Raw genomic sequence first — 26,739 nt, 5'->3', positions numbered from 1 at the left:
TATTATGCGCAAATGTAAACTACTTTTCAACAGTTAGTCAAGCAAGTTGACCGATTCCTACTTTGTAACCAACTGATCTTCTACTTTCTGTTTGATGGCGTCAAAATTCCCTTTCGGAAGTTTGGGTTTGATAATCAGCCGCAGCGATTGATCGTCGCTGAGGTAATTCCAGGCCCAGTTGATCAGAATGAGCAGGCGGTTTTTCACCCCGACAATAGCCATCAGGTGAATAAAAAGCCACACCATCCAGGCAAAAACACCCTGAAAACTCCAGAAAGGCAGATCAACAACGGCTTTTCCCCGCCCAATGGTTGCCATGGTACCCAGGTCTTTATACGTAAACGGCTCCACCGGCTGATTTTTTACCATACGAATGAAGTTTCGAGCCAGGTGTTTGCCCTGCTGAATCGCCGGCTGGGCAATTTGCGGGTGACCATGCGGGTATTTTTCTTCCGTCATCAGGGCAATGTCACCAATGGCATAAATATCCGTAAAGCCCTCCACCTGACTAAACCGGTTGACCATCAGACGATTACCCTTGCCGATGGCTTCCGTCGGCAAACCGTTGAGCGGATTGGCTTTTACACCGGCCGCCCAAACCAGGTTGTTGGTCCGGATGGTGGCACCGTCGGCCATATAAACATATCGCCCGTCGAAATCCTTCACCCGGGTATTTAGTTTCACGACTACCCCGAGCTTTTCGAGGTATTCCTGCGATTTTACGTGCGAATTCTCGGACATCGGCCCCAGCAGTTCCGCCCCGGATTCGATCAGGTAGATTTGCATCATCTTGAAATCCAGTTCGGGGTAATCGCTGGGCAACACGGTTTTTCGCATTTCGGCAAAGGTTCCGCATAACTCGACACCCGTAGGCCCTCCGCCCACTACGACCACATTTAAAAAACCCTCTTTTTCGTCTACGCTATCCACCGAGAGGGCGTCTTCGAAGTTCTGGAGTATCCGGTTTCGGAGCGTAATGGCTTCCGAAACCGACTTCATCGGCAAAGCGCGCTCGATGATGTTCTGCATACCGAAAAAGTTGGTATCGGCTCCGGTAGCCACCACCAGGTAGTCGTATTCAATGGGCCCTAAGTCAGTATCGATGGTCCTGGTCTCGGGGTGAACGGCCGTGACGGTTGTGACGCGGATATGAACATTCTGGCAGTTCTGAAAAACCGCCCGAAGCGGAAACAAAATAGAGCTGGCTTCCAGGCCGGAGGTCGCCACCTGGTAATACAGGGGCTGAAATTCGTGGAAGTTATTTTTATTGATCAGAACCACCTGAAACTCTTTCCGACTGGAGAGTTTGCGTGCGAGTTGCAACCCTCCGAACCCCGCCCCCACAATTACTACGCGTTTTCGGTCGGTACGTGGAATATTTGGGTTCATGTTCTCTAGCGTTAAACCTTTGCTGGAATAACTCCAATCGTTTCCGTAAGGTTTCAACCCGACGCCCTGACCATCATGATTTTACTTCTACGGCCTTACTTTCGCTCATCACCTTTGCTTTCCCCCGCTCAAACGTCAGGTCGATCCGTCCCAGGTAAATACCGGCGAAACCGACCTGGTTGATCAAAACCGGCAAACCGTCCTGGCTCAGAACGTTTACGGGAGCATCCAGAAAGGTGTGTGTATGACCACCGATAATCAAATCGATGTTGCGGGTTTTGGACGCCAGCACGCGGTCGGAAACGTTGGTATCATTGTACTGATAACCCAGATGCGACAGGCAGATGACGTAATCGCATTTTTTATTGTTCCGCAAATCCGCAGCCACCGCGTTGGCCGTTTCCACCGGCTCGGTATATACGGTCTCCTTGTACAACTCTTTCGGAATCAGGCCTTCCGGTTTAATTCCCAACCCAAATACGCCAATCTTCAACCCGTCTTTTTTGAAAATCCGGTACGGTTCCGTCCGGCCATTCATCGCCGTATTTTTAAAGTCGTAATTGGCAATCAAAAACGGAAAATTGGCTTTTCCGAACTGCGTCACCATGTTGTCCATACCGCCGTCGAAGTCGTGGTTGCCGATGGTGCTGGCGTCGTAACGCATCCGGTTCATGGCCTGCACTTCAGGTTCGCCTTTGTACAGATTGAAGTAGGGCGTTCCCTGAAACAGATCACCGGCGTCGAACAGCAGCACATTGGGCTGCTCGTTCCGAATCTGATCGATCAGCGTGGCCCGGCGGACAATACCACCCCGCCCGGCGTTGCGGCTCCCGTCCATCGGAAACGGGTCCAGGCGGCTGTGAACGTCGTTGGTATGCAGGATGGTCAGCTTGGTGAGTTTCGGTTTCGCCAGTGCCTCCGGTGCTAGCCCACCGATCACGGCGGCCGTACCGAATAGTTTCAGAAACTGGCGTCTATTGGATTGTAATGCGTCCATCGATGGTCGGATTTATGGGCTGGCCGGATTGGCCAAGCTGGCGAAAATAATCAATGAAAACATCCCGAAGGGCGACGTTGAAATCTTTCCGGGCCACGGCATCTTTCAGAAAAGCCGTTTTCCCGCCCCGATCGGCAATGTAGTCGCTCATCAAAACCGTATAAGTCTGATTGGGATCAAACGTCTTTCCGTTCGTAAATGTCAGGTTTGTAATGACGTTATCCTTAATCACAACCCGGACTCCGCCCACCACCAGTGACTTTTCATCGGCCTCGCTGCCCACGAAATATTCAAAAAACTGCCGCAGCATCGAGCCTTTCAGCGTCAGCATAACGAGCTGGTTGTCAAAGGGCATCACTTCATAAATGTTACCAATCCGGATCGGACCTTTGGGCAGCCCCGTCCGGATACCGCCGTAGTTCAGGTGCGAACAATCGGCCGCTTGCCCCAGCTTCTGCTGCGCATACTGCAACATGGCGTCGGTCAGCATGTTGTTGATGGCCGATTCGGGTTTAGCCCGGTCCAGCGGCACCGCCGATTGCACCAGCACCTCGTTCATGGTTTGATCCATTTTCTGCTTGTAGGGTTGCAGAAAGCGGGCCATACCGCTGTCGGCCGGAGCCGCCAGGGAGTCGATCACGACGCGCTTATACGCCTGGTCGGTCAGGTGATAGCCCGTTTGGCAAGCCGTTGTCAGCAACGCCAGAACCGGCAGAATGAACGTTTTTTGGATTCGCATGATGGTTATTCCTGAGTTTTTGGCCCGGTTTCTACCAAGGGCCGGGCGCCAAAATATTGCAATTCATACGCAAAATTCAACCAGCCCTGCGACCGGCGAATGAGCATGGTTTGCCACTCCCGCGTTGTAAACAACGTATGCCACGGTCCGTAGGCAAACCGGTATTTCAGGGGCATATTGAACCCCGGAGCATCGGCAATCCAGCGGTGTTGAATTTCGATAAAATCGCCCTTCTCGGTTACTTTGTATTCGAGCACGGGCGGGGCGGCATGGTTCAGGAACTGATCAAAGATCGGCCGCAGATCGATGTTGGTTTCCCGACACAGAATATCGATAATCTGTTTGGTGGTTACGATGGAATGTTTTCGCTCCAGCGCGACCTGGCGCAGGGCCATGAACCAGACATTGTCGTCGTCTACCACACACCGCAGCGAATGCAGCAACCACGTTCCCTTGTAATAAATGTCCGTATCCTTGTGCTGGAAATTAACACCCCGGGGGCCGATTAACGGATATTTGTTTTTAATCAGGGGTTTTTGCGTCATCAAATACTTGATGGCCTGCGGAGGGCCGTGCGTATTTTCGACGTAAATGGATTCCATGTAGGTAGCAAAGGCTTCGTGAATCCACATTTCGGCCGGATCGGAACAGCTCAGGCTATTGCCAAAATACTCATGGGCACTCTCGTGAATGAGGATAAAATCGAAGCCGAACGGATTGTTCTGGTATTTATTCCCGTAGCCGATGGCGCTTTGGTGCTCCATGCCCCAATACGGCGTTTCGACCAGCGAGTAGCCATCCCGCCAGTAAGGATAGTGACCGAAATACCACTCGTAACAATCCAGCATCCCAATCACCTGCTCGAAGTGCGCTTTGGCTTTTTCTTCGTTATAGCGCAGCACATGGTAGTTCAGGTCGAGGTATTGATAATCCCGGCTGCGGTATTGGCTCTGAATCGAGACATAATCCCCCAGGTTAAAGGTAACGTTGTAGGTATTGATCGAATACGAAACCGCCCAGACAAACTCGGTCTGGTTATCGCCAACCTCCCGCTCTTCCAGAAGCCGTCCGTTCGAGACGGCTTTCAGACCGCGGGGGACGCGGAACGTCATCTGCATCGATTCGGGTTCATCGGACAAATGGTCTTTGCAGGGCCACCACGAACTGGCGCCCAGCCCCTCGCACGAAACCCCCACCCAGTCGTTGCCGGTGCTGTCTTTGCTCCAGGAAAAACCGCCATCCCAGGGCGGATTCACCGCTTCCCGGGGCTTTCCATGGTAGGCGACTTTTATTTCTTCTACATTATCCACTTCCTGCGCAGCCCGCATCGTCACAAAAATGGCGTTGCCTTCGCGCGTGTAGCGCAATGCTTGCCCGCCCTGCGTGATCGCATCGATGCTCAGGTTTTCAAACAAATCAATTTGCATGCGTTTAAAAGGCGTCCTCACCCGATACCGGATGGTATTGCTCCCCGCAATGGATTTTGTAGCCGGATCGACCGTTAAATTGAGGTCATAAAAGACGACATTATAGCACGTTCTTTCGGGACGAAGCGAACCGCGCAGCGAATCCTGCCGGGTAAAGCGTTCGGGTTCAGAAGTTTGCTGCGGTTGTTGAGCAAGAAGAGGAATGAAACATAAAAAGGCCGCGACGGCCATTACCCATTTTTTCATGAATGCGTGTCCAAATTCTACACAATAATAAGCAATTATAGCCCGCCAACCAGTATCAGCAAGGCGTCAGTGCGATGATTTATAACCGGTTTGGTCTTATCTTGGGTCAGCAAACGCACTCCAATTCGTGGTATGAAAAAACCAGGCATTTCCGAATTCGGCGAATCAGACCGGTTTCACCTTGTGGAATCGTTTTCGATCGACGATATGAAACAGTTTTTGCTGCGCGAATTGGGCCTAACTCCACCGGTGGAAAAAAAGCCCTTTCGCCTGACGGTTAAATCGGTACTGGTCTTCGGGATTATGGCCGGATTGGGTGGGATTGTGGGCTTTTTTCTGGCCAAAAATGCCGGAACAATATCCTGGTGGCACTTTCCGGTCGCCATCGGCGGTTTGTTTCTGTTGATGCCCATTCATGAAGGCATCCACGCCCTGGTTTTCAAAGCGCTGGGCGCGCCCGATGTCGGCTTTGGCTATTCCATCAAAAGCCTGATTATTTACGCCTACGCGCAGCGATTCGTCATGTCGTTACGGGAAAATGCACTTGTGGCCGTTATGCCCTTTCTGGTTATTACAACGGGTCTGGTGTCGGCCTGGGTCATCTGGCCATCGCTGGGTTTAATCTGGGGCACCATTCTTCTGTTCCACACCCTGGGCTGTCTCGGCGATTATGTCCTGGTGCGGTATGCGGTAAAAAACCGGCACCGGATGATGTATACCTACGACGACCTCGATGAACGAAAATCGTACTTTTACGAACGTACCCACGAACCGCCGGGCGGCCCCGTTTAGTCCGTGATTACGACAGGTTTACCTCCCAAACCAACCCGCCCGAAAGCATTTCGGCACAGGAACCATCAAACCGTCTGCGAAAACAGCTGCGTCCGGGGCTGGGCATGGGCAAGCCGCGCATCGAACGCCATGCAGATATTCCGCAGGAACGGCCGACCTTCCGGAAGCACCCGCAATCCTTCCGCGTTGAAATCGATCAACCCATCAAACCGGAACGACTCCAGGCGGTCGCACAAAACCGCCCACTCGTCCTCCGTCCAGCTATCCCAGGTCCAGCGGGTTTCGCCCTGGCACATGATGTTCAGAATCTGCCGGCGCAGAAACTGATCTTCGTCACTGAGCACATGGCCGCGCAACAGCGGCAATTCGCCCGCCCGAACCCGGTTCAGGTAGGTATCCAGGTCTTTTTCGTTCTGGGCAAACGCCGACCACACATCGCCAATGGACGAGGTTCCGAGGCCGATCAGGACGCGGGTTTGGGTGGTGGTGTAGCCCATAAAATTCCGGTGCAGCGTCCCGGTTTGCAGGGCTTTGTATAAGGCATCGTGCGGGAGGGCGAAATGGTCGATGCCGATTTCGACATACCCCGCCTGTTCCAGCAACGCCCGCCCGGTTTCGTAAAGCACCCGTTTCTGTTCGCCCGACGGCAGATCTTCGTCCCGAAAACCACGCTGGCCGTTGCCTTTGATCCAGGGCACATGCGCGTACGAATAAAAGGCTATGCGGTCGGGCCGCAACATCAGCGTTTTATAGAAGGTATCGGTAATCGAATCCGGCGTCTGAAACGGCAGTCCAAACACGATGTCGTGGCTAATGGATCGGTAACCCATCTGGCGGGCCCAGTTCGTCACCTGCCGAACGTTTTCGAACGGCTGAAGCCGGTGAATGGCTTTCTGGACCACCGGAGCATAATCCTGAACGCCAAAGCTAACCCGCCGGAAACCGAACTTGTAGAGTACCTGCAGGTGTTGGCGGGTGGTATTGTTGGGGTGCCCCTCCCAGCCGTAATCCGGAGATTCGATGGGCGTGGCCCGCTCAAAGATGCCCGTCAGCAGCCGTTCCAGCTGGTCGGGCGAAAAAAAGCTGGGTGTTCCTCCGCCCAAATGCAGTTCCGCAAGGCGCGGACGTTCCGGCAGAAGGTCGCAGTATAACATCCATTCGGCCAAAACCGCATCGATGTACGGACCTTCGACGCCGTGGTTGCGGGTGATGCGTTTGTTACAGCCACAGAACGTACAGAGGCTCTCGCAATACGGCAGGTGAATGTACAGACTCAAACCGGTTGGGCCGTTTGTGGCCGAAACCGCCCGTTGCAGATTTTGCAGCCAGGCGGTTTGGCTGAACGTGGCGGGGTCCCAGAACGGCACCGTCGGGTAACTGGTGTAGCGCGGGCCGGGAACGTCGTATTTCTGAATCAGAGACGGCATACGGTTTGGGTGATTGGAGCCACAAAATTGGCAGCGTTCCCAACGGCGAACCCTGACCGGGATCAGCGCAACGGCTGACGCTCGTCAGGGTTTAACCCGGTATTCATGCCCAATTTGCCAAAAAATTAAGGTATGCCTACAGCAACCATTTCGGCCACCACCTGCTACCACTGCGGCACCGACTGTGCAGAACATCCCATCCGGTATGACGAGAAACCGTTCTGCTGTGAAGGCTGCAAAACGGTATATACCATTCTGAACCAGAACCAGCTTTGCCAGTATTATTCCATCGATCCGGAAGGAGCCGGAATCCGGCCGGGTAACAGCCTGAAAACGGAAAATGCCCCGCAAAACCGGCTCGACTTTCTGGATCATCCCGCTATCGTCGCCCAACTGCTGGAGTTTTCCAGTGCGTCGGTGGCCCGGGTTACGTTTTACGTTCCGACCATCCATTGCAGTTCGTGTCTGTGGCTGCTCGAACACCTCTACCGCATTCATCCCGGTATTCAGCAATCGCGGGTGGATTTTCTCAAAAAGCAGGTTCACCTGACCTACCAACCCGATCAGCTCACGCTTCGGCAGGTGGTCGAACTGCTCGCTTCGATTGGCTACGAGCCGCTGATCAGTCTCAACGATGTGGTTAAAGAACAGCAAAAACCGTCGTACCGCCCGTTGCTTTACCGGCTGGCGCTGGCGGGTTTTTGCTCGGGCAACATCATGCTGTTCAGCTTTCCCGAATACCTCGGCCTCGACGATCCGTCGTTTAAACACCTTTTCGGCCTGCTCAATATCGGGCTGGCGATTCCGGTGGTTTTTTACTCGGCATCGGGCTACTTTGAATCGGTCTGGACGAGCCTGAAAAAAGGCATCATCAACATCGACTTCCCCATTCTGCTGGGTATTCTGGTAGCATTTTTCCGGGGCACCTACGAAGTTCTGTTCCTCAACGGTGCCGGTTATTTCGATTCGCTGACGGGTCTGATTTTCTTTCTGTTGTGCGGCAAATGGTTCCAGCAGCGCACCCACGAATTTCTGTCGTTCGAGCGGGATTACAAATCGTATTTTCCGCTGGCGGTAACGGTTTTAAAACCGGAGGGTGAAACCGCCATTCCCGTAGCGGAACTCCGCAAAGGCGACCGCATCCGGGTTCGCAACCAGGAGCTGATTCCCGCCGACGGATTGCTGTATCAAGGGCAGGCTCTGATCGATTACAGTTTCGTCACGGGCGAATCGGAGCCGGAAGCCAAAGAACCGGGGACGCTGCTGTATGCGGGCGGCAAGCAGATCGGCGAAGCCATTGAACTCGAAGTGGTGCGGGACGTATCGCAAAGCTACCTGACCCAACTCTGGAATAACGACGCTTTTCGCAAAGGCGATACCTCCCGGATGCGGACGTTTGCCGATGCGGTTGGGAAGTATTTTACGCTGACCGTCATTACGTTAGCAACGCTGGTGGGATTCTATTGGTACAGCCACGACCCGGCACGGGCCCTCAACGCTTTTACGGCGGTTCTGATCATTGCCTGCCCCTGTGCTCTGTCGCTATCGTATCCGTTCGCGCTGGGAAACGGCCTCCGGAAGTTGAGCCAGCAGAAGCTATACCTCAAAAACGCGGAAGTTATCGAGCAAATGGCCGATTGCGATACCGTCGTTTTTGATAAAACCGGTACGCTGACGGAGACTACGGGCGAAAGTACGAAAGAGCGAAAGAGCGAAAGGGGGGCTTCGGAAGGACAATTGGGAGTTGTAGAGGATTTTTCGGTAGCCTTGACGGATTTTGAACGGGCGCTGGTGGTCTCGCTGGCGCGGCAGTCGGCTCACCCCCTCAGCCGAAAACTGGCGGCTCATCTGGACGGGGTTCAGCCGCTGGAGGTCGAAGATTTTACGGAAATACCGGGGTATGGCTTGCACGGATTCGTGGAAGGGTGGGAAGTGAAGATGGGTTCCCGCGCGTATGTCAATCCCATTAATCCGGGGACGGCGCAGGCACCAGCCGTTCCAAAAACGGCAAACGAGTCCGCAGGGGCGAGTGTCCATATCACCATTGAGCAGCACTACCGGGGCTGTTTCCGGTTTCCGAACCAGTACCGCCCCGGTCTGGATGCGATGCTCGACGCGCTCCAATCGACGCACAACCTGTATCTGCTTTCGGGTGATACCGACGCGGCCCGGCCCGAACTGGCCCGCTGGTTTAGCCCGGACCACATGACGTTCAATTGTCAGCCGCAGCAAAAGCTCGACATCGTGCGCCAGTTGCAAGACCAGGGCCACCGCGTGTTGATGGTCGGCGACGGGTTGAACGATGCGGGGGCGCTGAAACAGGCCCACGTCGGCATTGCCGTGACCGAAAACACCATTCAGTTTACCCCCGCCAGCGACGCCATTCTGGAAGCCGCTTCGTTGTCCAAATTGCCCGCTTTGCTGGCTTACAGCCGCTTCGGTATGCGCCTGATCCGGTTCAGTTTTGCGGTTTCGCTGCTGTATAACTTCATTGGTTTGTCCTACGCCCTGACGGGGAATCTGTCGCCCGTCGTGGCTGCCATCCTGATGCCCGTCAGCTCCGCGACGATGCTGCTGATTGGGACGCTGGGAATGCGGTGGAAGAAAATCGGGGGTTAATGCAAGAATCGGCAAGGAAATCATGCCGGACAGAAACGATTAAAATGAAACCTGAACCTGCACAAAACTATTTGCGGAATTGCTTTCTGTTGATGCTACCGATTTTGGTTTGGAACCTCGCTTTAGCAAACCAGTTGCCTACTGCGTTTCGGCCCGAGGTATTCTGGAACGACATTCCGATCTGGTTGGCTTACGGAGAAAATGGCTCTCGGACGTTGGTTTTCGCCTTGACTTTGATTATGCCGCTGCGGTTTTCGGACCGGACGCGTAAAAATGGACGTTATTTGTATCTGGCCGGTTTGCTCATCTATGCTGCCTCCTGGATAGCGTTGATTTATTTTCCAGATAGTCCGTGGAGTACAAGTTTACCGGGATTCATGGCACCGGCGTACACGCCCTTTTTCTGGCTGGCAGGTATTGGGTTGATCGGCCATTCTTTTTATTTCAACCTGCCTTTTCGCCCTTGGTTCTTTTTCAGCGTTTCGCTCCTTTTTCTAAGCTTTCACTGCTTTCATACCGCCACTATTTATTACCGGATTCATTGAGTTGGCTATAAAAAATTCCAGCCCGCGGCTTTGGCTATGAGCTGGAATTGGCCTGAATCATACCCGGTTTTTACATATAGGCTTCGTCGCGCCCGCGCCGGAGCTTCACGATTCCGACTTTATTCATCAACAGAATGAGCGGGTAAGCAGGGTCGAATTCGTGCCAGCGGAAACCGCCGAAGTTGGCCCGCCCGCCATACCGGTGGTGGTTGTTGTGGTAGGATTCGCCCATCATCAGAAAATCGAACGGCAGCAGATTTTTGGCGGTATCGTCCACTTTAAAGTTGATATACCCGTAGCGGTGCGCACACCAGTTGATGATGGCACCATGTACCGGCCCCATAAAAAAGTGGAACGGCAGCAGCAGAAACAGCCAGGGTGACGTCGCAAACTGGATGTAAAACAGGACGTAGAACGTTCCCCAGGCCACCCGAACCGGCCAGCGATCCCCGAACCATTCCATCCACGGCCAGTTGGGCACGCCCTTTTTGAACTTCGCCGGAATGGTGTCACGGTTATTGAGGATGTCGTTGTAAAACTGCCGGGTCTTCCACATCATATCCATCATGCTCTTGGAATACTTCGGCGAGTGCGGATCTTCCTCGGTGTCGGCGTAGGCGTGGTGCAGCCGGTGCATAATACCGTACGCGCGTGGACTCAGAAACGACGAACCCTGGCTAATGAAGGTCACAACGTAGAAAACCTTCTCCCAGCCCTTGCTCATGGTAAACATCTGGTGGGCGGCATAGCGGTGGAGAAAGAGGGTTTGCATCAGCACCGACAGGTACCAATGCGCGAGAAAAAAGGTGAGAATGATCATTAAGAAACAAGAATCTGGTGTAATAGCCCCAAAAGTAGTTCCCGTGTTTTATCGCCAGTCTAACACCGGTCAGCCGGCCGAATGAGTTTTGTCAGCCGGCAGCGCCACCTGAATTCTATCAGCCACCGGCCTGACGAACCTCATACGTTACCCACCGGATTAGCCGCACTTTTGACCCGGCAAACGCTCACGAATATGAACATTATCTTCTTTATGATTGGTATTAGTCTGCTGCTGGCGCTGGGGTTCTTCGGAGCTTTCCTGTGGTCGATGAAAACCGGCCAGCAGGATGATTTGTACACGCCTTCCATGCGCATGCTACTCGACGATGAACCAACAACTCCCTCTATCGATACCAGCCCGTTACCAAAATGAACGTTTCACAAAAACCGCCTACTATCTCGCTTGATCCGGTCCGTCCGGGACGAAACGCTGCTCCTGTCATCGAGCATTTCGAATACGACAACCGCATCGTCCGCAATTTTGCCGTTGCCACCATCATCTGGGGGATCGTCGGCATGCTGGTCGGGGTGCTGATTGCCAGCCAGTTGTTTGCACCGGCGGCCAACCTCGGCAACCAGTATACGACCTTCGGACGGATCCGGCCGCTGCACACCAACGCGGTTATTTTCGCGTTTGTCGGCAATGCCATCTTTATGGGTGTTTATTACTCGCTGCAACGGCTTTGCAAAGCCCGGATGTTCAGCGATTTGCTCAGCAAGATTCACTTCTGGGGCTGGCAGTCCATTATCGTAGCCGCAGCCATTACGCTGCCGCTGGGTCTGACCACCTCCCACGAATACGCCGAACTCGAATGGCCCATCGACATTGCCATTACGCTGATCTGGGTGGTTTTCGGGATCAATATGTTCGGTACGATCATAAAACGCCGGGAGCGCCACCTCTACGTCGCCATCTGGTTTTACATCGCCACGTTCGTCACGGTTGCGGTTCTGCACATCGTTAACTCGTACGAAATGCCGGTGAGTCTGTTCAAAAGTTATTACGTCTACGCCGGGGTGCAGGATGCGCTCGTGCAGTGGTGGTATGGTCACAATGCCGTGGCATTTTTCCTGACCACACCGTTTCTGGGCCTGATGTATTACTTTCTGCCCAAGATGGCAAACCGCCCGGTGTACTCCTACAAACTGTCGATTCTGCACTTCTGGGCGCTGATTTTCATCTACATCTGGGCCGGTCCGCACCACTTGCTCTATTCGTCATTGCCCGACTGGGCGCAGTCGCTGGGGGTGGTTTTTTCCATCATGCTCATTGCACCCTCCTGGGGCGGAATGATCAACGGGCTGCTGACGCTGCGGGGAGCCTGGGACAAGGTTCGGGAAGATACCATTCTGAAATTCATGGTGGTGGGGGTTACGGCCTACGGGATGGCGACGTTCGAAGGGCCGCTGCTGTCGCTCAAGAACGTCAACGCCATCGCCCACTTTACCGACTGGGTTGTCGCCCACGTCCACGTTGGCGCACTCGGCTGGAACGGTTTTCTGACGTTCGCCATCCTGTACTGGCTGATTCCGCGCATCTACAAAACGCCGTTGTATTCCAAAAAACTGCTGAGTACGCACTTCTGGCTCGGCACGCTGGGCATCCTGTTCTACGCCGTTCCGATGTATATTTCGGGCTTCACGCAGGGCATGATGTGGAAGGAGTTTACGCCCGAAGGCACGTTGAAATACCCCAATTTCCTGGAAACCACGCTCCAATTGCTGCCCATGCACCAGATGCGGGCGGTGGGGGGTACTTTCTACCTGCTGGGCGCGATTCTGATGGCGTATAACCTCTTCAAAACGATGGCCGCCGGGAAACTGGTAGTCAACGAAGCTGCCGAAGCACCGGCCCTGGAGCAAGCCTATGTTCCCACGGGAAGCGACACCTACTGGCACCGCTGGTTTGAGCGTAAGCCCATTCCACTGCTGATTGGCTCGCTGGTGGTCATTCTGATCGGTTCGATGGTGGAGTTGATTCCGACGTTTATGGTCGAATCCAATGTTCCCACGATTTCGTCCGTGCAGCCCTATACCGCATTGGAAGTACAAGGCCGCGATCTCTACATCCGGGAGGGTTGCGTCAACTGCCACAGCCAGATGGTGCGGCCTTTCCGCAGCGAAACCGAACGCTACGGCGAGTATTCCAAGGCGGGCGAATTTGTGTATGACCACCCGTTCCTGTGGGGCAGCAAACGGACGGGTCCGGATCTGCACCGCGAAGGCGGCAAATACCCTGATTCCTGGCATTACCACCACATGCGCGACCCAACATCGATGTCGCCGGGATCCATCATGCCATCGTATCCCTGGCTGCTGGATCAGAAACTCGACATTTCGAACACGTCGGACAAACTGAAGGCCCTGGAAAAAGTAGGCGTTCCCTACGACGACGCAACGATCAGCTATGCCAACGAAGACCTGCAAAAACAGGCCAAACAGGTAAGCGATCGGCTGGCGAAAGACGGCATCAAAGTCGATCCCGACCGTGAGATCGTCGCCCTGATTGCCTACCTCCAGCGGCTCGGCACGGACATCAAGAAAATGGAAAACGCAACCAAATGAGGAATGAGTTAAGAGTGAAGAGTTAAAAGTTAAAAATAGGCTGACGCACATGAATTCTTAACTCTTCATTCTTAACTCGTCACTCCCAAGATTATGTTCAAGCAATTTATCTCCAAAATCCCCGGTGCGGACGTCTACATGGTCGGCTCCTTCGTCACCTTCCTCGCCTTTTTTATCCTGGTTGGGCTGTATCTGGTGTGGGTTGATAAAACCCACATCCGTCAGATGAGCCGGATGCCACTCGATGAAACGTCAACCGATTAACCTCCTCTTTCCATGAATGTATTCATTTTATACACTGCCGGGCTGCTGGGCCAGGAACCGGCGAAATCCATCTGGGACATCTCGTCAGGTCAGGATTTGGTGCTGGTCATGCTAGCTCTTTTTCTACTGGTTGGCATGATCACGGTTGGGGTAGTGGCGCTGAACCTGGTATTCGTTCTGAAAAAAATAATAGGTCCCGAACCGGTGGCAAAACCGGTCGATACGCGTTCCTGGTGGCAGCGGATGGCGGGTTTGCACGCGTTGAATCAGGAAAAAGACCTGATGATGGAACACGCTTACGATGGCATTGCCGAACTCGACAACCCGACCCCGCCCTGGTTCATGGGCCTGTTTTACGGCACCATCGTTTTTGGGGTCATTTACCTGCTCATCTTCCACGTCTTCGGAACGGGTGAAATTATGATCCAGGAGTATACCCAGGAAATGGCCATTGCCGACAAACAGCGGGAGGAATACATCAAAAAAGTGGCCGGTTCCATCAACGAAAATACCGTTACGCAACTAAAAGATGCGAAAGGAATCGATGCGGGCAAAGCAATTTTCACGCAAAACTGCGTCGCCTGCCACGGTGCCAATGCCGAGGGGAAAGTGGGGCCGAACCTGACCGACGCCTACTGGCTGCACGGCGGTAATGTAAAGGCGGTTTTCCACGTCATTACGGAAGGTGTTCCCGAAAAAGGCATGGTTTCCTGGAAAAAACAGTTAAATCCGCTTCAGGTGCAGCAAGTTGCCAGTTATATCCTGTCGCTGCAAGGCTCGAACCCCGCCGGAGCGAAAGAACCGCAGGGCGAAAAAGAGGGAATGGGCCAATCCGTTGCGACTCGCTAACTCAACACATTCATGAAATCCGACGTAGCACTTTCCCCTTCCGACTTTCGCGATACCCTGCCCACCGCCGATGCTTCGGGCGGACGGCGGTGGCTCTATCCGCGCGAAACCACGGGCCGGTTTACCCGCTGGCGGACGGTTGTGGCCGTGGTGCTACTGGTTGCCTTGTTTGCCGGGCCGTTTGTCTGGATCGACGGACATCCACTGTTCCTGTTCAATATACTCGAACGGCGGTTTATATTTTTCGGCGTGCCATTCTGGCCGCAGGATTTTTACCTGGTTGCGTTTGGCCTAATTGCCTTTATCGTATTTGTGGCCCTGTTCACAGTCGTGTATGGCCGGGTGTGGTGCGGCTGGGCCTGTCCGCAAACGATTTTCATGGAGATGGTTTTCCGGAAAATCGAAGGCTGGATCGAAGGAGACTACAACGCCCGGAAACGGCTGGACGCCAGCCCCTGGACAACCGAGAAAGTGGTCAAAAAAGGCCTGAAACACGGCGTTTTCTTTCTGATATCGTTCGCCATCAGCAACACCTTTCTGGCCTACATCATTGGCCGCGACCAATGGCTGACGCTCATCACCGACAACCCGGCGCAGCACCTCGCAGGTTTGGCAACCATCGTCGTCTTTACTTGTGTCTTCTACCTCGTTTTTGCCTGGTTACGCGAAATCGTCTGCACCACAATCTGTCCGTACGGTCGGTTGCAGGGCGTTTTGCTGGACAAGAATTCGCTGATTGTCGCCTATGATTACATCCGGGGCGAACCGCGCGGGAAACGAGTGAAGAATGAAGAGGTAAGAGGTAAGAGTTTAAGAGCGGACCAACCTTCCCTCTTCGCTCCTACTGCGCCAAAGGGCGATTGCATCGACTGCAAACTTTGTGCGCAGGTTTGTCCGATGGGCATCGACATTCGCAACGGGACCCAGTTGGAGTGCATCAACTGCACCGCCTGCATCGATGTTTGCGACAGTGTCATGGACAAAATCGAACGACCGCGCGGACTGATCCGGATTGATTCCCAGGCCAACATCGAACAGGGAAAACCGTTCCGGTTTACGGCCCGGATTCTGGCCTACAGCGGTGTCCTGCTCGTTTTGTTGGGAGTGATCGGTTATCTGCTTGTTAGTCGCCCGGTGGTGGACGTCACGGTTTTACGAGCACCGGGGCAGTTGTTCCAGCGTGAGACAGGCGGCCAGGTATCGAATCTGTATCTAGTGGAGGTGGTCAATAAAACGTACCGGACGCTGCCGATTCGATTCCGGTTGAACCGGGTTGACGCCAGACTTCGCTTCGTACAACCGCTGGCATCCGTTCCGGCCGGAGAGTTGACCAAGGGAATGTTTTTTATCGATTTACCCGAAAAAACCATCCGGCAAAACAGCACTCCGCTTCGCATCGACGTGCTGGCCGGTAATGAAGTGGTCGATCAGATCGAAACCACATTTTTGGGACCGGTCAAATAATTGAGTGAATTAGTGATTGAGCGAAGTAGATTCCTTATTCACCCTGGACCGGTTTTGCCTTTCACTCAATCACTAATTCACTCAATCACTCCATAAAACCATGAACTGGGGAAAAGCTATCATACTCATTTACATCGTCTTTGCCGGATTTATTGGCACGATGGTTTACTGGATGTGCCGCCAACGCGTGGATCTGGTGCGCGACGATTATTATCAAACCGAAATGGCTTATCAGCAGCAGATCAATCGGGTCGCCCGAACGGCGAAACTGGTGGAGTCACCGGCCATTCACTTCGATGCAAGCCAGCAGTCTATTGGGCTAACGCGATCAGAAACCGGGTCATCCGGCGGCAAGCTGACGTTTTACCGCCCTTCAGATCGACGGCAGGATCGGAGTGTTTCGTTGCAGCCCGGACAAACAACGGTTTCGACCGCCAAACTCGCATCCGGTTTCTGGCGCGTGCAACTGAACTGGTCGGAAAACGGACAGGAATTTTACACGGAACAAACCATAACCATTCCGTAAGGTGCAAAACGTCTGGATCATCGCAGCCCTGACAACGGGTTTAGTCGGAAGCCTGCACTGCGTCGGCATGTGCGGACCGCTGGCGATGGCCTTGCCCGTCGGCCGATTGCCCCGTTCGCAACGCGGACTGGCGATGGGGTTGTATCATTTGGGAAGAATTACTGCGTATTCGGGGTTAGGGTTGCTGGTCGGCACCGTCGGCCAGGGCTTCTTGCTGGCGGGTTTACAACGGTCGGTTTCCATCACCGCCGGGCTGTTTTTACTGGCCTGGGTTTTGTTTCAACACGGAAAGCTTGCGGGCCTGACCCGGACTGGGGGAAGAAGCTGGGTTACCAAAGCAATGTCCCGGTTTTTACAAAGCCCTACCCTGCAGGCCTTTACCGGGTTGGGCTTCCTGAACGGTTTATTGCCCTGCGGTTTTCTGTATGTGGCTCTGACGGGTGCCATTACAACCGGCAGCGCGGCAACGGGCGCATTGTACATGGCGTTATTCGGCCTGGGAACGGTTCCGGCTTTGCTGCTGGTGCGGTTTGTGCCAACATTTTTTCCAGTGAACCTGCGACGCCGGTTTTCGGTATTGATGCCGGTCATCACCATTGCGCTGGCCTTTCTCTTATTGGTTCGGGGCTTTTATCCTTCCACCGTCATTGACCACACGGGCCACGAAGTCCCCATTTGCCACACGAAGTGAGTTAAGAGTTAAAAAACTAAAAAGACGCGTTCAACGGCGAAATCTTGTTTTAACGGTTAGACGTTGTTGGAATGAAAGCCCGAGGCCTGTCCTGTTAACAGGCAATAGCCGACATCTTCAGGCCGCTCCTCCGGAGCTACCCCTACAGATGTCGGCTATTGCCTATTGACAGACCGCCCTTCCAGGGCTCTCCCCGGTTAACTCCTAATACCGGTACAGATCCGATTTGTAGGGGCCTTCGGTGGTTACGCCGATGTATTCCGCCTGCTCCTGATCCAGTTTTTCCAGTTTCGCGCCCACGTGATCGAGGTGCAAAGCCGCTACTTTTTCGTCCAGGTGTTTCGGCAGAATGTAGACCTTGTTTTCGTATTTATCCGAATTGGCCCACAGTTCGAGTTGCGCCAGCGTCTGGTTCGAGAACGAGCACGACATGACGAACGACGGGTGGCCCATCGCCACACCCAGGTTCACCAGACGGCCTTCGGCCAGCACGATGATTTCCTTGCCGTCGATTTCGTACAGATCGACTTGCGGTTTGATTTGGCTTTTGGAATGACCGTAGTTGGCATTCAACCACGCCATATCGATTTCGTTGTCGAAGTGGCCGATGTTACACACCACCGCCTTGTCACGCATCGTCTTGAAGTGACGGTCTTTCACGATATTGATGTTGCCCGTTGCGGTTACGAAAATGTTGGCGCGGGTCGCGGCCTCATCCATCGTCACCACCTCGTAGCCATCCATCGCAGCCTGCAGCGCACAGATCGGGTCAATTTCCGTCACCAGCACGCGGCAACCAGCACCCCGCAATGATTCGGCAGAGCCTTTTCCTACGTCGCCATACCCCGCGACAACGGCCACTTTACCGGCCAGCATCAAATCCGTTCCGCGACGGATGGCATCGACCAGCGACTCGCGGCAACCGTATTTGTTATCGAATTTCGATTTGGTAACCGAGTCGTTGACGTTGATGGCGGGCAAATGCAGCGTCCCGTTTTTCATGCGCTCATACAAGCGGTGAACGCCCGTCGTCGTTTCTTCCGACAAGCCTTTGATTCCGGCAATCAGTTCGGGGTAGACGTCGAAAACCATGTTGGTCAGGTCGCCACCGTCGTCCAGAATCATATTCAGCGGTTTCCGCTCTTCGCCAAAAAACAGCGTCTGCTCGATACACCAGTTGAATTCTTCCTCGTTCATGCCTTTCCAGGCATACACCGAAATACCGGCGGCAGCAATCGCGGCTGCGGCATGGTCCTGCGTCGAGAAGATGTTACACGATGACCAAGTCACTTCGGCACCCAGTTCAACCAGGGTTTCGATCAGAACGGCGGTCTGGATCGTCATGTGCAGACAACCGGCAATGTAGGCACCCGCCAGTGGTTTCGACGGTCCGAACTCTTTGCGGAGGGACATCAAACCCGGCATTTCGGCTTCGGCCAACCGGATTTCCTTGCGGCCCCATTCGGCCAGCGCGATGTCTTTAACTTTGTACGGAACGTAGGTGGATGTTTCTGTAGACATAAAATGGGAGTAATTAATGCTTGATGAATAGAGTGGTATTCGGTTTACGGTTTTCAGTGGCTGGCGCATTTTATGTTAGCGCGCGAAGACTAACGCGTCAGCCACCGTAAACTGGAAACCGTAAACCGAATACCATTTATTTTAACGTAGCCACCGCATCTTTAATGCGCTGAACGGCTTCGGCCAGGGCTTCGTCGGAGGCTGCGGTCGAAATCCGGAGGCAGTTGGGCGCGCCAAAACCCGATCCGGCTACCGTCGAAACGTAGGCGGTATTGAGAATCCAGGTGGCAAAATCATCCGAATCGTTGATGGTCGTTGTTCCGTCCGATTTGCCGTAATAATAGCTGATGTCCGGGAACGCGTAGAAAGCACCTTCCGGCACGTTGACCTTAAAACCGGGAATGTCTTTCAGCAACTTCACCACCAGATCCCGGCGACGTTCGTAGGCTTTCGACATTTCGTAGGTCGGTTCCATGGGGCCGGTCAGGGCAGCAATCGTGGCGCGTTGTGAGATCGAGCTGGTTCCGGACGTGACCTGTCCCTGCAATTTCTCAACCCCGTCGGCAATCCACTTGGCGGCTCCGATGTAACCAATCCGCCAGCCCGTCATCGCAAAACCTTTCGCTACGCCGTTAACGGTAACCACGCGGTCTTTGATTTCCGGAATGGAACCAATGCTGAAATGGCCCTTATCCGTAAAATTGATGTGTTCGTAGATTTCGTCGGCCAGCACAATGACGTTTTCGTGCCGGGCCACCACGGCGGCAATCGCGCGGAGTTCCTCTTCGCTATACACCGAACCGGTCGGGTTGTTGGGCGACGCGTACATCACGATTTTGGTGCGATCCGTAATCGCGGCTTCCACCTGATCCGCCGTTACTTTAAAGTCATTTTCAAAGGCACCGTCGAGGATAACCGACTTCCCTTCGGCCAGTTTCACCATTTCGGAGTAGCTCACCCAGTATGGAGCCAGAATGATCACTTCGTCGCCAGGGTTGACCAGCACCTGAATCACATTCGCCAGCGAGTGTTTCGCACCCGTCGAGACCACGATGTTTTCCGGTTTCCAGTCGAGGTTGTTTTCCCGTTTGAACTTATCTGCAATGGCTTTCCGCAGATCGGCATACCCCGCTACGGGCGAATAACCGTGGTAGCCTTCGTCGATGGCTTGCTTGGCGGCTTCGCAAATGTGTTTCGGCGTCTTGAAATCAGGTTCTCCAACGCTGAGACTGATTACTTTGTGGCCCAATGCGGCCAGTTCGCGGGCTTTTTTGGTCATCGCCAATGTCGACGATTCCTCCAGCGCGATAATGCGGTCTGCCAATAAACTGGCAGTTTCTACCGATGCAGACATGAGATTATGATATGATTAATTCAAGACTCGGGTCTTTTTAACCCGAATGCAAAATTACTAACTATCTCATGATAAGTGCGTATAATTTAAATATTTATACGGAATGGCGAAAAAATTGAAGGGTTCACCGCCGGTTTCTAGCCGATAATCTGAAACGCATCGGCGTCGCGGTCGGCCGGAAACCGCTCCCGATACGCCCGCAACTCGTCCAGCGACAAGGTCGTCTGGTAAATGGTTTCGGTTTGGTTTTGCCGGAAAAGGATCTCTCCTTTCGGGTCGATTACCGATGAATCGCCCGCGTATCGGTGCCCGTTGCCATCTTCGCCAACGCGGTTGACACCAGCTACATACGACAGATTTTCGATGGCGCGGGCTTGCAGCAGGGCGTTCCAGGCGGTGCTGCGGGAGGCTGGCCAGTTGGCAACGTAGAGCAACAGATCGTATTCCAAACCGGTATTTCGGCTCCAGACCGGAAACCGGAGATCGTAGCAAATCAGGGGACAGATGTTCCAGCCGCGCCAGGATTTTACCAGTCGTTTGGTGCCCCCGGCATACGTCTGATCTTCCCCCGCCATTCGAAACAGATGCCGCTTGTCGTAGACATCGAACGACCCGCCGGGCTCCATCCAGATCAGGCGGTTGTAGAACTGGCCCTTTTCCTGCACAATGTAGCTTCCCGTCACCACGGCGTCGGTCTGGGCCGCCATCTGTTTGAGCCAGCGGAACGTGGTCAGATTCATCGGTTCGGCCAGGGCTTTGGCGTTCATTGTAAAACCGGTCGTAAACATTTCCGGCAACACAATGAGGTCGGTTTTTTCGGGCAGCGCGAAGATTTTTTCTTCCAGCATCGCCCGGTTGGCCGTCGGATCTTCCCAGTGGAGGCTGGTTTGGAGCAGGGTCAGGTGAAGCATTGCTTCTTATTTCGGGAACTTCATTTTATAATCCGCTTTCACGTTGCCCCGCGTGATGTCGGCCAGTTTTTTCTTCATCAGCTGGCGCTTCAGCGGAGGCAGGTAATCGGTAAACAGCTTGCCTTCCAGATGGTCGTATTCGTGCTGAATGATGCGGGCGGCCATGCCGTCGTATTCTTCGATGTGTTCGTTCCAGTCGGTATCGAAATACTGAATTTTGACGAATTCCGGCCGAAAAACTTCCCCCCGAATCTGTGGAATACTCAGACAGCCTTCTTCAAAACCCCATTCGTCGCCGTCTTCTTCCAGAATCTGCGGATTGATAAACACCTTCTTGAAACCCATCAGGCTGGGGTCTTTCTCTTCTTCCGGTTCGTCTTCGTTCAGGGCCGTTCCGTCGACAACGAACATGCGGATACTTTTGCCGATCTGCGGAGCAGCCAGCCCGATGCCCGATGCGTTATACATCGTCTCGAACAGGTCTTCACTGAGTTTTTTAACATCGGTACTCCCTTTCTCGATGTTCTGCGCCCGTTTCCGCAAAACGGAATCACCGTAAGCTATTATTGGGTAAATCATCACCTTTTGGATTCCATAAAGGATTGTAAAATAATCACTGCACTCACTTTGTCGATGTTGCCCTTGACACGCCGGTCTTTCTTGCTGACGCCACTGGCAATCATGGATTGTAACGCCATCGACGACGTAAACCGCTCGTCGTGCCAATGCACCGGAATATCCGGAAAAGTGGCTTTCAGCCTTCCCACAAAGCCTTTCACCCGGGGCGTGTTGTCGGTATCCGTACCGTCCAGGCGCGTGGGCAAGCCCACCACAAATGCTTCGACCGGTTCGCTGGCTACATACCGCTTCAGGTAATCCAACAGCTGGTGCGTCGGAACGGTTTCCAGTGCCGTCGCGATGATCTGCAACGGGTCGGTAACCGACAAACCGGTGCGCTTTGTTCCGTAATCGATAGCCAGTAATCGCGGCAAAGTAACTTTTGTTAAATGAATTGCAAATATACGGAAATCCGAACGGGGGTACTTATATTCACCGCAAATCCTTATCCGACCTGATGCCAACGATGAATTTTTGTCCCCAATGCGGCAGTTCATTAACGCCCGGTTTTGCCGGAGGGCGCGAACGACTCGTGTGTTCGGCCGCGTGTGGTTACATCTACTGGAACAATCCGCTGCCGGTGGTGGGCGCCATTGTCGAGTACGAAAACGATACCGTGATCCTGATCCAGAACCGGGGCTGGCCCGCTGAATGGTATGGGTTAGTGACCGGTTTTCTGGAACCGGGCGAAGAACCCGATCAGGCGGTTTTACGGGAAATCAAGGAAGAAATTGGTCTGGAAGCCGAAATTGTGGAACGGCTGGGCGTATACACCTTTTACCAGCGCAACGAGGTCATCATTGCCTACCACGTCCGGGCGTGGGGCACGATTCAGATCGACGAAGAAGAGCTTCAGGACTACAAACTGGTGCCGGTTAAGGAGCTGAAACCGTGGCCGTTCGGAACCGGCCCGGCCGTGAGAGACTGGCTAAGAAAGCAATCCGAACCGGGCTGACGCGGATGAAAGGAGTAAAAGGGTTTGACTGCGGTAGCCAATCATGATTACTCCTTTCATCCGCGTCAGCCCGGTTCAGATTGCGTTATACCGCACAATATCAATTCCTATTCCGTTCGGATCAACAATGGCAAAATGGCGGTCGCCCCAGGGCTCGTCGCGGAGTTCGATTTCAATCGGCACGTTCAGCGACCGGATGTGTTCGTATTCCGCATCGACGTCATCCACTTCAATCGTCAGGTAGACGCCTTTTCCGGCAAACGGTTTCTGGAAAACCGGCTGTTGCGACGGGTGGTTGGGCAACAGAAAACTCAGTTCAGCCTGCTGGTTGGGCGTGTGTAACAGCAGATAAAAGTCATTTTCGAATGTAATGCCGAAGTTCAGCACGGTTTGGTAAAACGCCTTGGTTTCGGCCAGTTTGTCGGTAATAATGCCTGCGTTCAGTTTCATAACGATGCGGTTTTAAAGAATTCCCATATAGATCTGAGTCACATTGTTCGCCGGATTTTCAAAATCCATATGGACATACACTTCCCGATTTACCGCACTTAGCTGATGCCCGGCCTGCACTAAACCACCGGCCAAAGGTCCGTACGTGGCCGCCAGATTGCCCCAATTGCCGAGGTGTTCGACCGAGCCGCTGTTGAACGAAGCCAGCTTTTTAAACGCCAGTCCTTCCGCCGGTTCGCCCTGCATCGACTGAACGGGCAGCACAATGTCCAGGTCGAAAACCGTGTCCGGCTTCCCGTCAACACCGGTATATTGCCAGCAAATGGGGCCCGTAATTTCCAGATCGAGCCGGACGGCTTCCCGGTACAATTGCCGGGCGACAGTCCGGACAAATGGCGTCAACCCCGCCAGGGTGGTTTGGGTTGAAAAGGCCAGGGTGGTGAGAGGTTTCGCTTCTTTGAGTTGCATAACAGAAGGGTGTTTGATTGCCTATGCCCCAAAGTAAGCACCCGGTTATGACAGCCGTATGTCAGCAGTCTGAACCGAAATTACACCGATTAACGGATTACCGGTGATTAGCTGCCGCACGCTTCCCGGTCAGACATCTCAGTTAATCCGTCAATCGGTGTAATCCCGGTTCAAGATAATGCGCCTGTACTTCCTGCGCCAGTTCTTTCATGGTTTCGTGGAGCGTATCGGGCGTTTCTATCTCAACCCATTTGCCAAACATCAGCAGCCACCGGCCCAATCCTTTGGCATATTGCGTCATAAACTTCATTCGAAGCCACGGCCCTTCCACCTCGTCTTCCGATACATACCCGTAGTGGTACTTCACTTCCTGAATATGCCGCACCACTTTTTTGTCAAATCGCACCACCACTTCCTCCAGATGCTGCGTTTGCTGGATTTTTTCGAGGTACGCCGTCAGCGAAAGGCGGTTTTGGCTGGAATAGGTATGACCGGTATAATCCAGCCGCCGGATTCGGTCGACGCGAAAATCGCGGTAATCCTGACGGAGACGGCAAAAAGCGATCAGGTGCCAGCCCGCGCCGTAGTGATACAAACCCACCGGCTCGACCTCCCGATCGGTCGTTTCGTCTTTGTAGGCCGACCGGTAGTCCAGTTGCAAAACCTGTTGCTGACCAATGGCCCGCTGAATATCAACCAGTAAAGCATCCGAAAACGGGGGCGTGGTGGGCCGTTTGGCCACCTGAACGCGCGGTTCCAGATCTTCCAGATGCTCCTGATCCTTGCGCTTCAGCACGGATTTAATTTTGTACAAAGCCGACTCAAACTCCGACCGGATCGACTCGTCCGCAAACTTCTCAATCACTTTGGCCCCAAAAAGCAACGCGCTGGCTTCCTCGCGGGTGAGCATCACCGGCGGCAGGTGATAATCTTCCAGAAAATAACCGATACCGGCTTCGGCCCCGATGGGCACGCCCGCTTCTTCCAGCGACCGGATGTCGCGGTAAATCGTCCGCAAACTGGTACCGAAACGCTTGGCCAGTTCCTGTGCTTTAACAACGCGTTTGGTCTGGAGGTGAATCAGAATGGCGGTCAGGCGGTCGATGCGGTTCATCTCTGGGCGTCGGTTTTTCGGCAAAGGTAATCCGTCTGCGGGTTTGGGGGCAATCGGGGCGCGTTGTTTCGGCTAAACATTTTTTCAGAGCCGCGTGGGGGTAGAAAGCCCGATGGCGGTCATAGAGGCAGATTCGGGAAAAAGCCCGGTTTTATCAACTCCACAGCAACAACAGTAAACACCCGTAAACGATACGATTGTCATGAAAAAGTTACTTTTATTTGCCGCCTTCCTGTTTTGTATTGCCTCACAAGCCCATTCGCAAGATCCGGATTCCCTGCGGACGGATCTGAACCAGGCCCGGCATGGCCGGTATGTAATCCGCCCCGCCCAAATCGGATTTGTTCCGCCATTGAGCACAAACGGAATCGATAACGCCCGCTACAGCAACCGGTTTTCATTAAATATCCTCGGCGGGTATGCAGCCGCTCTCGACGGTGTTGAATTCAGTGGCTTGTTCAGCCTGGAAAAAGATTACGTAAAAGGGGCGCAGTTTTCGGGAATTCTCAACGCAACCAGACATGAGGTGGATGGCGCGCAGTTTGCCGGAATTCTCAACGTCGCGGGCGGACCACTCTACGGAACGCAGTTCGGCGGAATTGCCAACGTGGTTGGAAAAAGTGTCAAAGGTGCCCAGTTTGCCGGAATCGCCAATATTTCCGGTGGGCAACTGACCGGCGTACAGGCTGGCGGCATTGCCAACGTCACCAAGGAAAATGTCAAAGGCGCTCAAATTGCCGGTATTGCCAACATTGCCGAATCGGTCGAAGGGCTGCAAATTGCCGGAATCGCCAACGTAGCCAAACGGGTCAAAGGCACGCAGATTGGTCTGATCAACGTGGCCGAAACCGTCGACGGTGCACAGATCGGTTTGCTAAGCCTGTCCAAAAACGGCTACCACCGGTTTGAAGTCTGGACGGGCGACGCCCTCCACGCCAACATCGGCTTCAAGATGGGCGGCAACCGCAAGTTTTACAACATCTTCGCCATCGGTGCCGCCTGGCCCAAAGGTGACAACGTTCGCTGGAATAGCGTGCGGTGGGGCTATGGATACGGGATTGGAACCAACCACTTTATTGGCAAACGCAACCAGATCAGCATCGAAGCCATGTCCTACCAGATTCAGGAAGAAGGCAACCACTGGGACGAACTCAACTTGCTGAACCAGGCCCGCGTAAGCTTTATTTTCCCGCTTCACAACCGCCTGGCGCTCACCGTAACGCCCACGTTCAACGTGCAGGTCACGCAAATGCAAACCAATGAAGGTATCGGGACGCAATGGGTTAAATGGGATGTTTACGACCGGACGTTCAGCCGACGGTGGTCGGACGAACAAACCCGGGTTCGGATGTGGCCGGGCCTGAATGTCGGTATTCAATTTTAACGCGCACTGTTGTAGCAAACCACCCATTAGTAGGGATTCGTCGAATCGGTTGGAAGCCAGGAAAGTGCTTTCAACCGATTTTTAGTTTAAACCGGTTAGCCACAGCCGATTTATCTTACCGGGCAAGTTGTCAGAAAAATGCCATGCATTGCAAGTTTGCGGGGATAAAGTAAAAAAATTAAAGGAAGTTTATCAATTTTACAACACCGTGAACGTCACCGTTCAGCGCATTGTAGTATATTTAAATACCCTATTCTGTTTAAACCGGACCCACCATCCGGGTCAGCCCATGGATAACAAGTTTATTGAAAAGGCTTCCGGTGCCATTGCCGACAAATACCGGTTGCAAATTTTACAAGCCCTTTCCGAAAAAGGCACATTGAACAATTCGGACATTCAGGAAATGACCGGGCTATCGCAGCCTTGCGTTTCTCATCACGTTAAGACGTTGATCGACAGCGGCCTGGTAAACTCTCACAAGGAAGGCCGAAACCAAAACCTGAGTTTAAATAAAGAAGGATTAAAAGACCTGTCCGGCTTCCTGAACAAACTGACTTAAAAAAATTTCACCAATGCATCCAAACTTTTAAATGTATAGATGT

Annotated in this window: 27 protein-coding genes; 13 read left to right on the top strand and 14 right to left on the bottom strand. The window is 53.5% G+C overall.

Annotation, left to right across the window (positions count from 1 at the left end):
- Positions 1 to 57: 57 nt before the first annotated feature.
- From EHT87_RS23190 to EHT87_RS23175, 4 genes are all read right to left on the bottom strand, one after another.
- The gene (locus tag EHT87_RS23190; RefSeq protein WP_124909065.1) at positions 58 to 1,389 is read right to left on the bottom strand and encodes an NAD(P)/FAD-dependent oxidoreductase; all 1,332 of its coding nucleotides are present in this window, start codon (positions 1,387 to 1,389) and stop codon (positions 58 to 60) included.
- A 73-nt stretch (positions 1,390 to 1,462) separates the two neighbouring features.
- Positions 1,463 to 2,386 (bottom strand): bifunctional metallophosphatase/5'-nucleotidase, encoded by a 924-nt coding sequence (locus tag EHT87_RS23185; RefSeq protein ID WP_124909064.1) that lies wholly within the window; start codon positions 2,384 to 2,386, stop codon positions 1,463 to 1,465.
- Entirely contained in the window at positions 2,364 to 3,125 is a 762-nt protein-coding gene (locus EHT87_RS23180; protein WP_124909063.1) for a 5'-nucleotidase C-terminal domain-containing protein, read from the bottom strand. The genes EHT87_RS23185 and EHT87_RS23180 overlap by 23 nt, the downstream gene beginning before the upstream one ends.
- A gap of 5 nt (positions 3,126 to 3,130) precedes the next feature.
- Positions 3,131 to 4,798, bottom strand: coding sequence for a M1 family metallopeptidase (locus EHT87_RS23175; RefSeq protein WP_124909062.1), 1,668 nt, complete (start codon positions 4,796 to 4,798; stop codon positions 3,131 to 3,133).
- A gap of 132 nt (positions 4,799 to 4,930) precedes the next feature.
- Here EHT87_RS23175 and EHT87_RS23170 point away from each other — a divergent pair, with 132 nt between their 5' ends.
- Entirely contained in the window at positions 4,931 to 5,590 is a 660-nt protein-coding gene (locus tag EHT87_RS23170) for a DUF3267 domain-containing protein (protein ID WP_124909061.1), read from the top strand.
- Between the two features lie 65 nt (positions 5,591 to 5,655).
- Here EHT87_RS23170 and hemN read toward each other — a convergent pair whose 3' ends face one another.
- Positions 5,656 to 7,017, bottom strand: a complete 1,362-nt coding sequence (gene hemN / locus EHT87_RS23165) for an oxygen-independent coproporphyrinogen III oxidase (RefSeq protein WP_124909060.1) — start codon at positions 7,015 to 7,017, stop codon at positions 5,656 to 5,658.
- A 132-nt stretch (positions 7,018 to 7,149) separates the two neighbouring features.
- Between hemN and EHT87_RS23160 the strand changes: the two genes are divergently transcribed.
- Positions 7,150 to 9,636: a heavy metal translocating P-type ATPase gene (locus EHT87_RS23160; protein WP_124909059.1), complete on the top strand. Its 2,487-nt coding sequence runs from the start codon at positions 7,150 to 7,152 to the stop codon at positions 9,634 to 9,636.
- Entirely contained in the window at positions 9,615 to 10,181 is a 567-nt protein-coding gene (locus EHT87_RS23155) for a hypothetical protein (protein WP_124909058.1), read from the top strand. Before EHT87_RS23160 ends, EHT87_RS23155 begins: the two co-directional genes overlap by 22 nt.
- A gap of 70 nt (positions 10,182 to 10,251) precedes the next feature.
- Here EHT87_RS23155 and EHT87_RS23150 read toward each other — a convergent pair whose 3' ends face one another.
- Positions 10,252 to 11,001, bottom strand: coding sequence for an acyl-CoA desaturase (locus tag EHT87_RS23150; protein ID WP_124909057.1), 750 nt, complete (start codon positions 10,999 to 11,001; stop codon positions 10,252 to 10,254).
- Between the two features lie 81 nt (positions 11,002 to 11,082).
- Here EHT87_RS23150 and ccoS point away from each other — a divergent pair, with 81 nt between their 5' ends.
- The 7 genes from ccoS to EHT87_RS23120 all read left to right on the top strand — a co-directional run bounded on the left by ccoS (position 11,083) and on the right by EHT87_RS23120 (position 17,362).
- The gene (ccoS, locus tag EHT87_RS31880) at positions 11,083 to 11,376 is read left to right on the top strand and encodes a cbb3-type cytochrome oxidase assembly protein CcoS (RefSeq protein ID WP_374756038.1); all 294 of its coding nucleotides are present in this window, start codon (positions 11,083 to 11,085) and stop codon (positions 11,374 to 11,376) included.
- Positions 11,373 to 13,568, top strand: a complete 2,196-nt coding sequence (gene ccoN, locus EHT87_RS23140; protein WP_124909055.1) for a cytochrome-c oxidase, cbb3-type subunit I — start codon at positions 11,373 to 11,375, stop codon at positions 13,566 to 13,568. Before ccoS ends, ccoN begins: the two co-directional genes overlap by 4 nt.
- Positions 13,569 to 13,661: 93 nt before the next feature.
- Entirely contained in the window at positions 13,662 to 13,832 is a 171-nt protein-coding gene (locus EHT87_RS31435; protein ID WP_185716331.1) for a hypothetical protein, read from the top strand.
- 12 nt (positions 13,833 to 13,844) lie between these two features.
- Positions 13,845 to 14,681 (top strand): cbb3-type cytochrome c oxidase N-terminal domain-containing protein, encoded by an 837-nt coding sequence (locus EHT87_RS23135; RefSeq protein ID WP_124909054.1) that lies wholly within the window; start codon positions 13,845 to 13,847, stop codon positions 14,679 to 14,681.
- Between the two features lie 12 nt (positions 14,682 to 14,693).
- The gene (gene ccoG, locus EHT87_RS23130) at positions 14,694 to 16,145 is read left to right on the top strand and encodes a cytochrome c oxidase accessory protein CcoG (protein ID WP_124909053.1); all 1,452 of its coding nucleotides are present in this window, start codon (positions 14,694 to 14,696) and stop codon (positions 16,143 to 16,145) included.
- A gap of 100 nt (positions 16,146 to 16,245) precedes the next feature.
- Positions 16,246 to 16,671, top strand: a complete 426-nt coding sequence (locus tag EHT87_RS23125; RefSeq protein WP_124909052.1) for a FixH family protein — start codon at positions 16,246 to 16,248, stop codon at positions 16,669 to 16,671.
- A 1-nt stretch (position 16,672) separates the two neighbouring features.
- On the top strand, positions 16,673 to 17,362 hold the full coding sequence (locus tag EHT87_RS23120; RefSeq protein WP_124909051.1) for a sulfite exporter TauE/SafE family protein: 690 nt from the start codon (positions 16,673 to 16,675) through the stop codon (positions 17,360 to 17,362).
- A gap of 204 nt (positions 17,363 to 17,566) precedes the next feature.
- Here EHT87_RS23120 and ahcY read toward each other — a convergent pair whose 3' ends face one another.
- The 5 genes from ahcY to ruvX all read right to left on the bottom strand — a co-directional run bounded on the left by ahcY (position 17,567) and on the right by ruvX (position 22,140).
- Positions 17,567 to 18,883: an adenosylhomocysteinase gene (gene ahcY / locus EHT87_RS23115; protein WP_124909050.1), complete on the bottom strand. Its 1,317-nt coding sequence runs from the start codon at positions 18,881 to 18,883 to the stop codon at positions 17,567 to 17,569.
- 136 nt (positions 18,884 to 19,019) lie between these two features.
- Complete coding sequence (locus EHT87_RS23110; RefSeq protein ID WP_124909049.1) at positions 19,020 to 20,237, bottom strand: pyridoxal phosphate-dependent aminotransferase; 1,218 nt, start codon at positions 20,235 to 20,237, stop codon at positions 19,020 to 19,022.
- Between the two features lie 137 nt (positions 20,238 to 20,374).
- Positions 20,375 to 21,148, bottom strand: coding sequence for an amidohydrolase (locus tag EHT87_RS23105; RefSeq protein ID WP_124909048.1), 774 nt, complete (start codon positions 21,146 to 21,148; stop codon positions 20,375 to 20,377).
- Positions 21,149 to 21,154: 6 nt separating this feature from the next.
- Positions 21,155 to 21,727, bottom strand: a complete 573-nt coding sequence (def, locus tag EHT87_RS23100) for a peptide deformylase (RefSeq protein WP_124909047.1) — start codon at positions 21,725 to 21,727, stop codon at positions 21,155 to 21,157.
- Entirely contained in the window at positions 21,727 to 22,140 is a 414-nt protein-coding gene (gene ruvX / locus EHT87_RS23095; protein ID WP_124909046.1) for a Holliday junction resolvase RuvX, read from the bottom strand. The genes def and ruvX overlap by 1 nt, the downstream gene beginning before the upstream one ends.
- 92 nt (positions 22,141 to 22,232) lie before the next feature.
- Here ruvX and EHT87_RS23090 point away from each other — a divergent pair, with 92 nt between their 5' ends.
- Positions 22,233 to 22,721: an NUDIX domain-containing protein gene (locus EHT87_RS23090; protein ID WP_229321294.1), complete on the top strand. Its 489-nt coding sequence runs from the start codon at positions 22,233 to 22,235 to the stop codon at positions 22,719 to 22,721.
- Positions 22,722 to 22,796: 75 nt separating this feature from the next.
- On the opposite strand, the gene EHT87_RS23085 is transcribed toward EHT87_RS23090, so the two are convergent.
- From EHT87_RS23085 to EHT87_RS23075, 3 genes are all read right to left on the bottom strand, one after another.
- On the bottom strand, positions 22,797 to 23,171 hold the full coding sequence (locus tag EHT87_RS23085) for a VOC family protein (RefSeq protein ID WP_124909044.1): 375 nt from the start codon (positions 23,169 to 23,171) through the stop codon (positions 22,797 to 22,799).
- 12 nt (positions 23,172 to 23,183) lie between these two features.
- Positions 23,184 to 23,639 (bottom strand): GyrI-like domain-containing protein, encoded by a 456-nt coding sequence (locus EHT87_RS23080; protein ID WP_124909043.1) that lies wholly within the window; start codon positions 23,637 to 23,639, stop codon positions 23,184 to 23,186.
- Between the two features lie 142 nt (positions 23,640 to 23,781).
- Positions 23,782 to 24,753, bottom strand: coding sequence for a helix-turn-helix transcriptional regulator (locus EHT87_RS23075; RefSeq protein ID WP_124909042.1), 972 nt, complete (start codon positions 24,751 to 24,753; stop codon positions 23,782 to 23,784).
- 202 nt (positions 24,754 to 24,955) lie between these two features.
- Between EHT87_RS23075 and EHT87_RS23070 the strand changes: the two genes are divergently transcribed.
- Both EHT87_RS23070 and EHT87_RS23065 read left to right on the top strand, forming a co-directional pair.
- Positions 24,956 to 26,137 (top strand): hypothetical protein, encoded by a 1,182-nt coding sequence (locus EHT87_RS23070; protein WP_124909041.1) that lies wholly within the window; start codon positions 24,956 to 24,958, stop codon positions 26,135 to 26,137.
- A gap of 289 nt (positions 26,138 to 26,426) precedes the next feature.
- Entirely contained in the window at positions 26,427 to 26,696 is a 270-nt protein-coding gene (locus EHT87_RS23065; protein ID WP_124909678.1) for an ArsR/SmtB family transcription factor, read from the top strand.
- Positions 26,697 to 26,739 lie beyond the last annotated feature (43 nt).

This window comes from Larkinella knui, from assembly GCF_003858645.1.
In the GTDB taxonomy this organism is placed as follows: Bacteria; Bacteroidota; Bacteroidia; order Cytophagales; family Spirosomataceae; genus Larkinella; species Larkinella knui.
The sequence above is the reverse complement of the archived record's forward strand: the minus strand, read 5'-3'. Positions and strand labels throughout refer to the sequence as shown.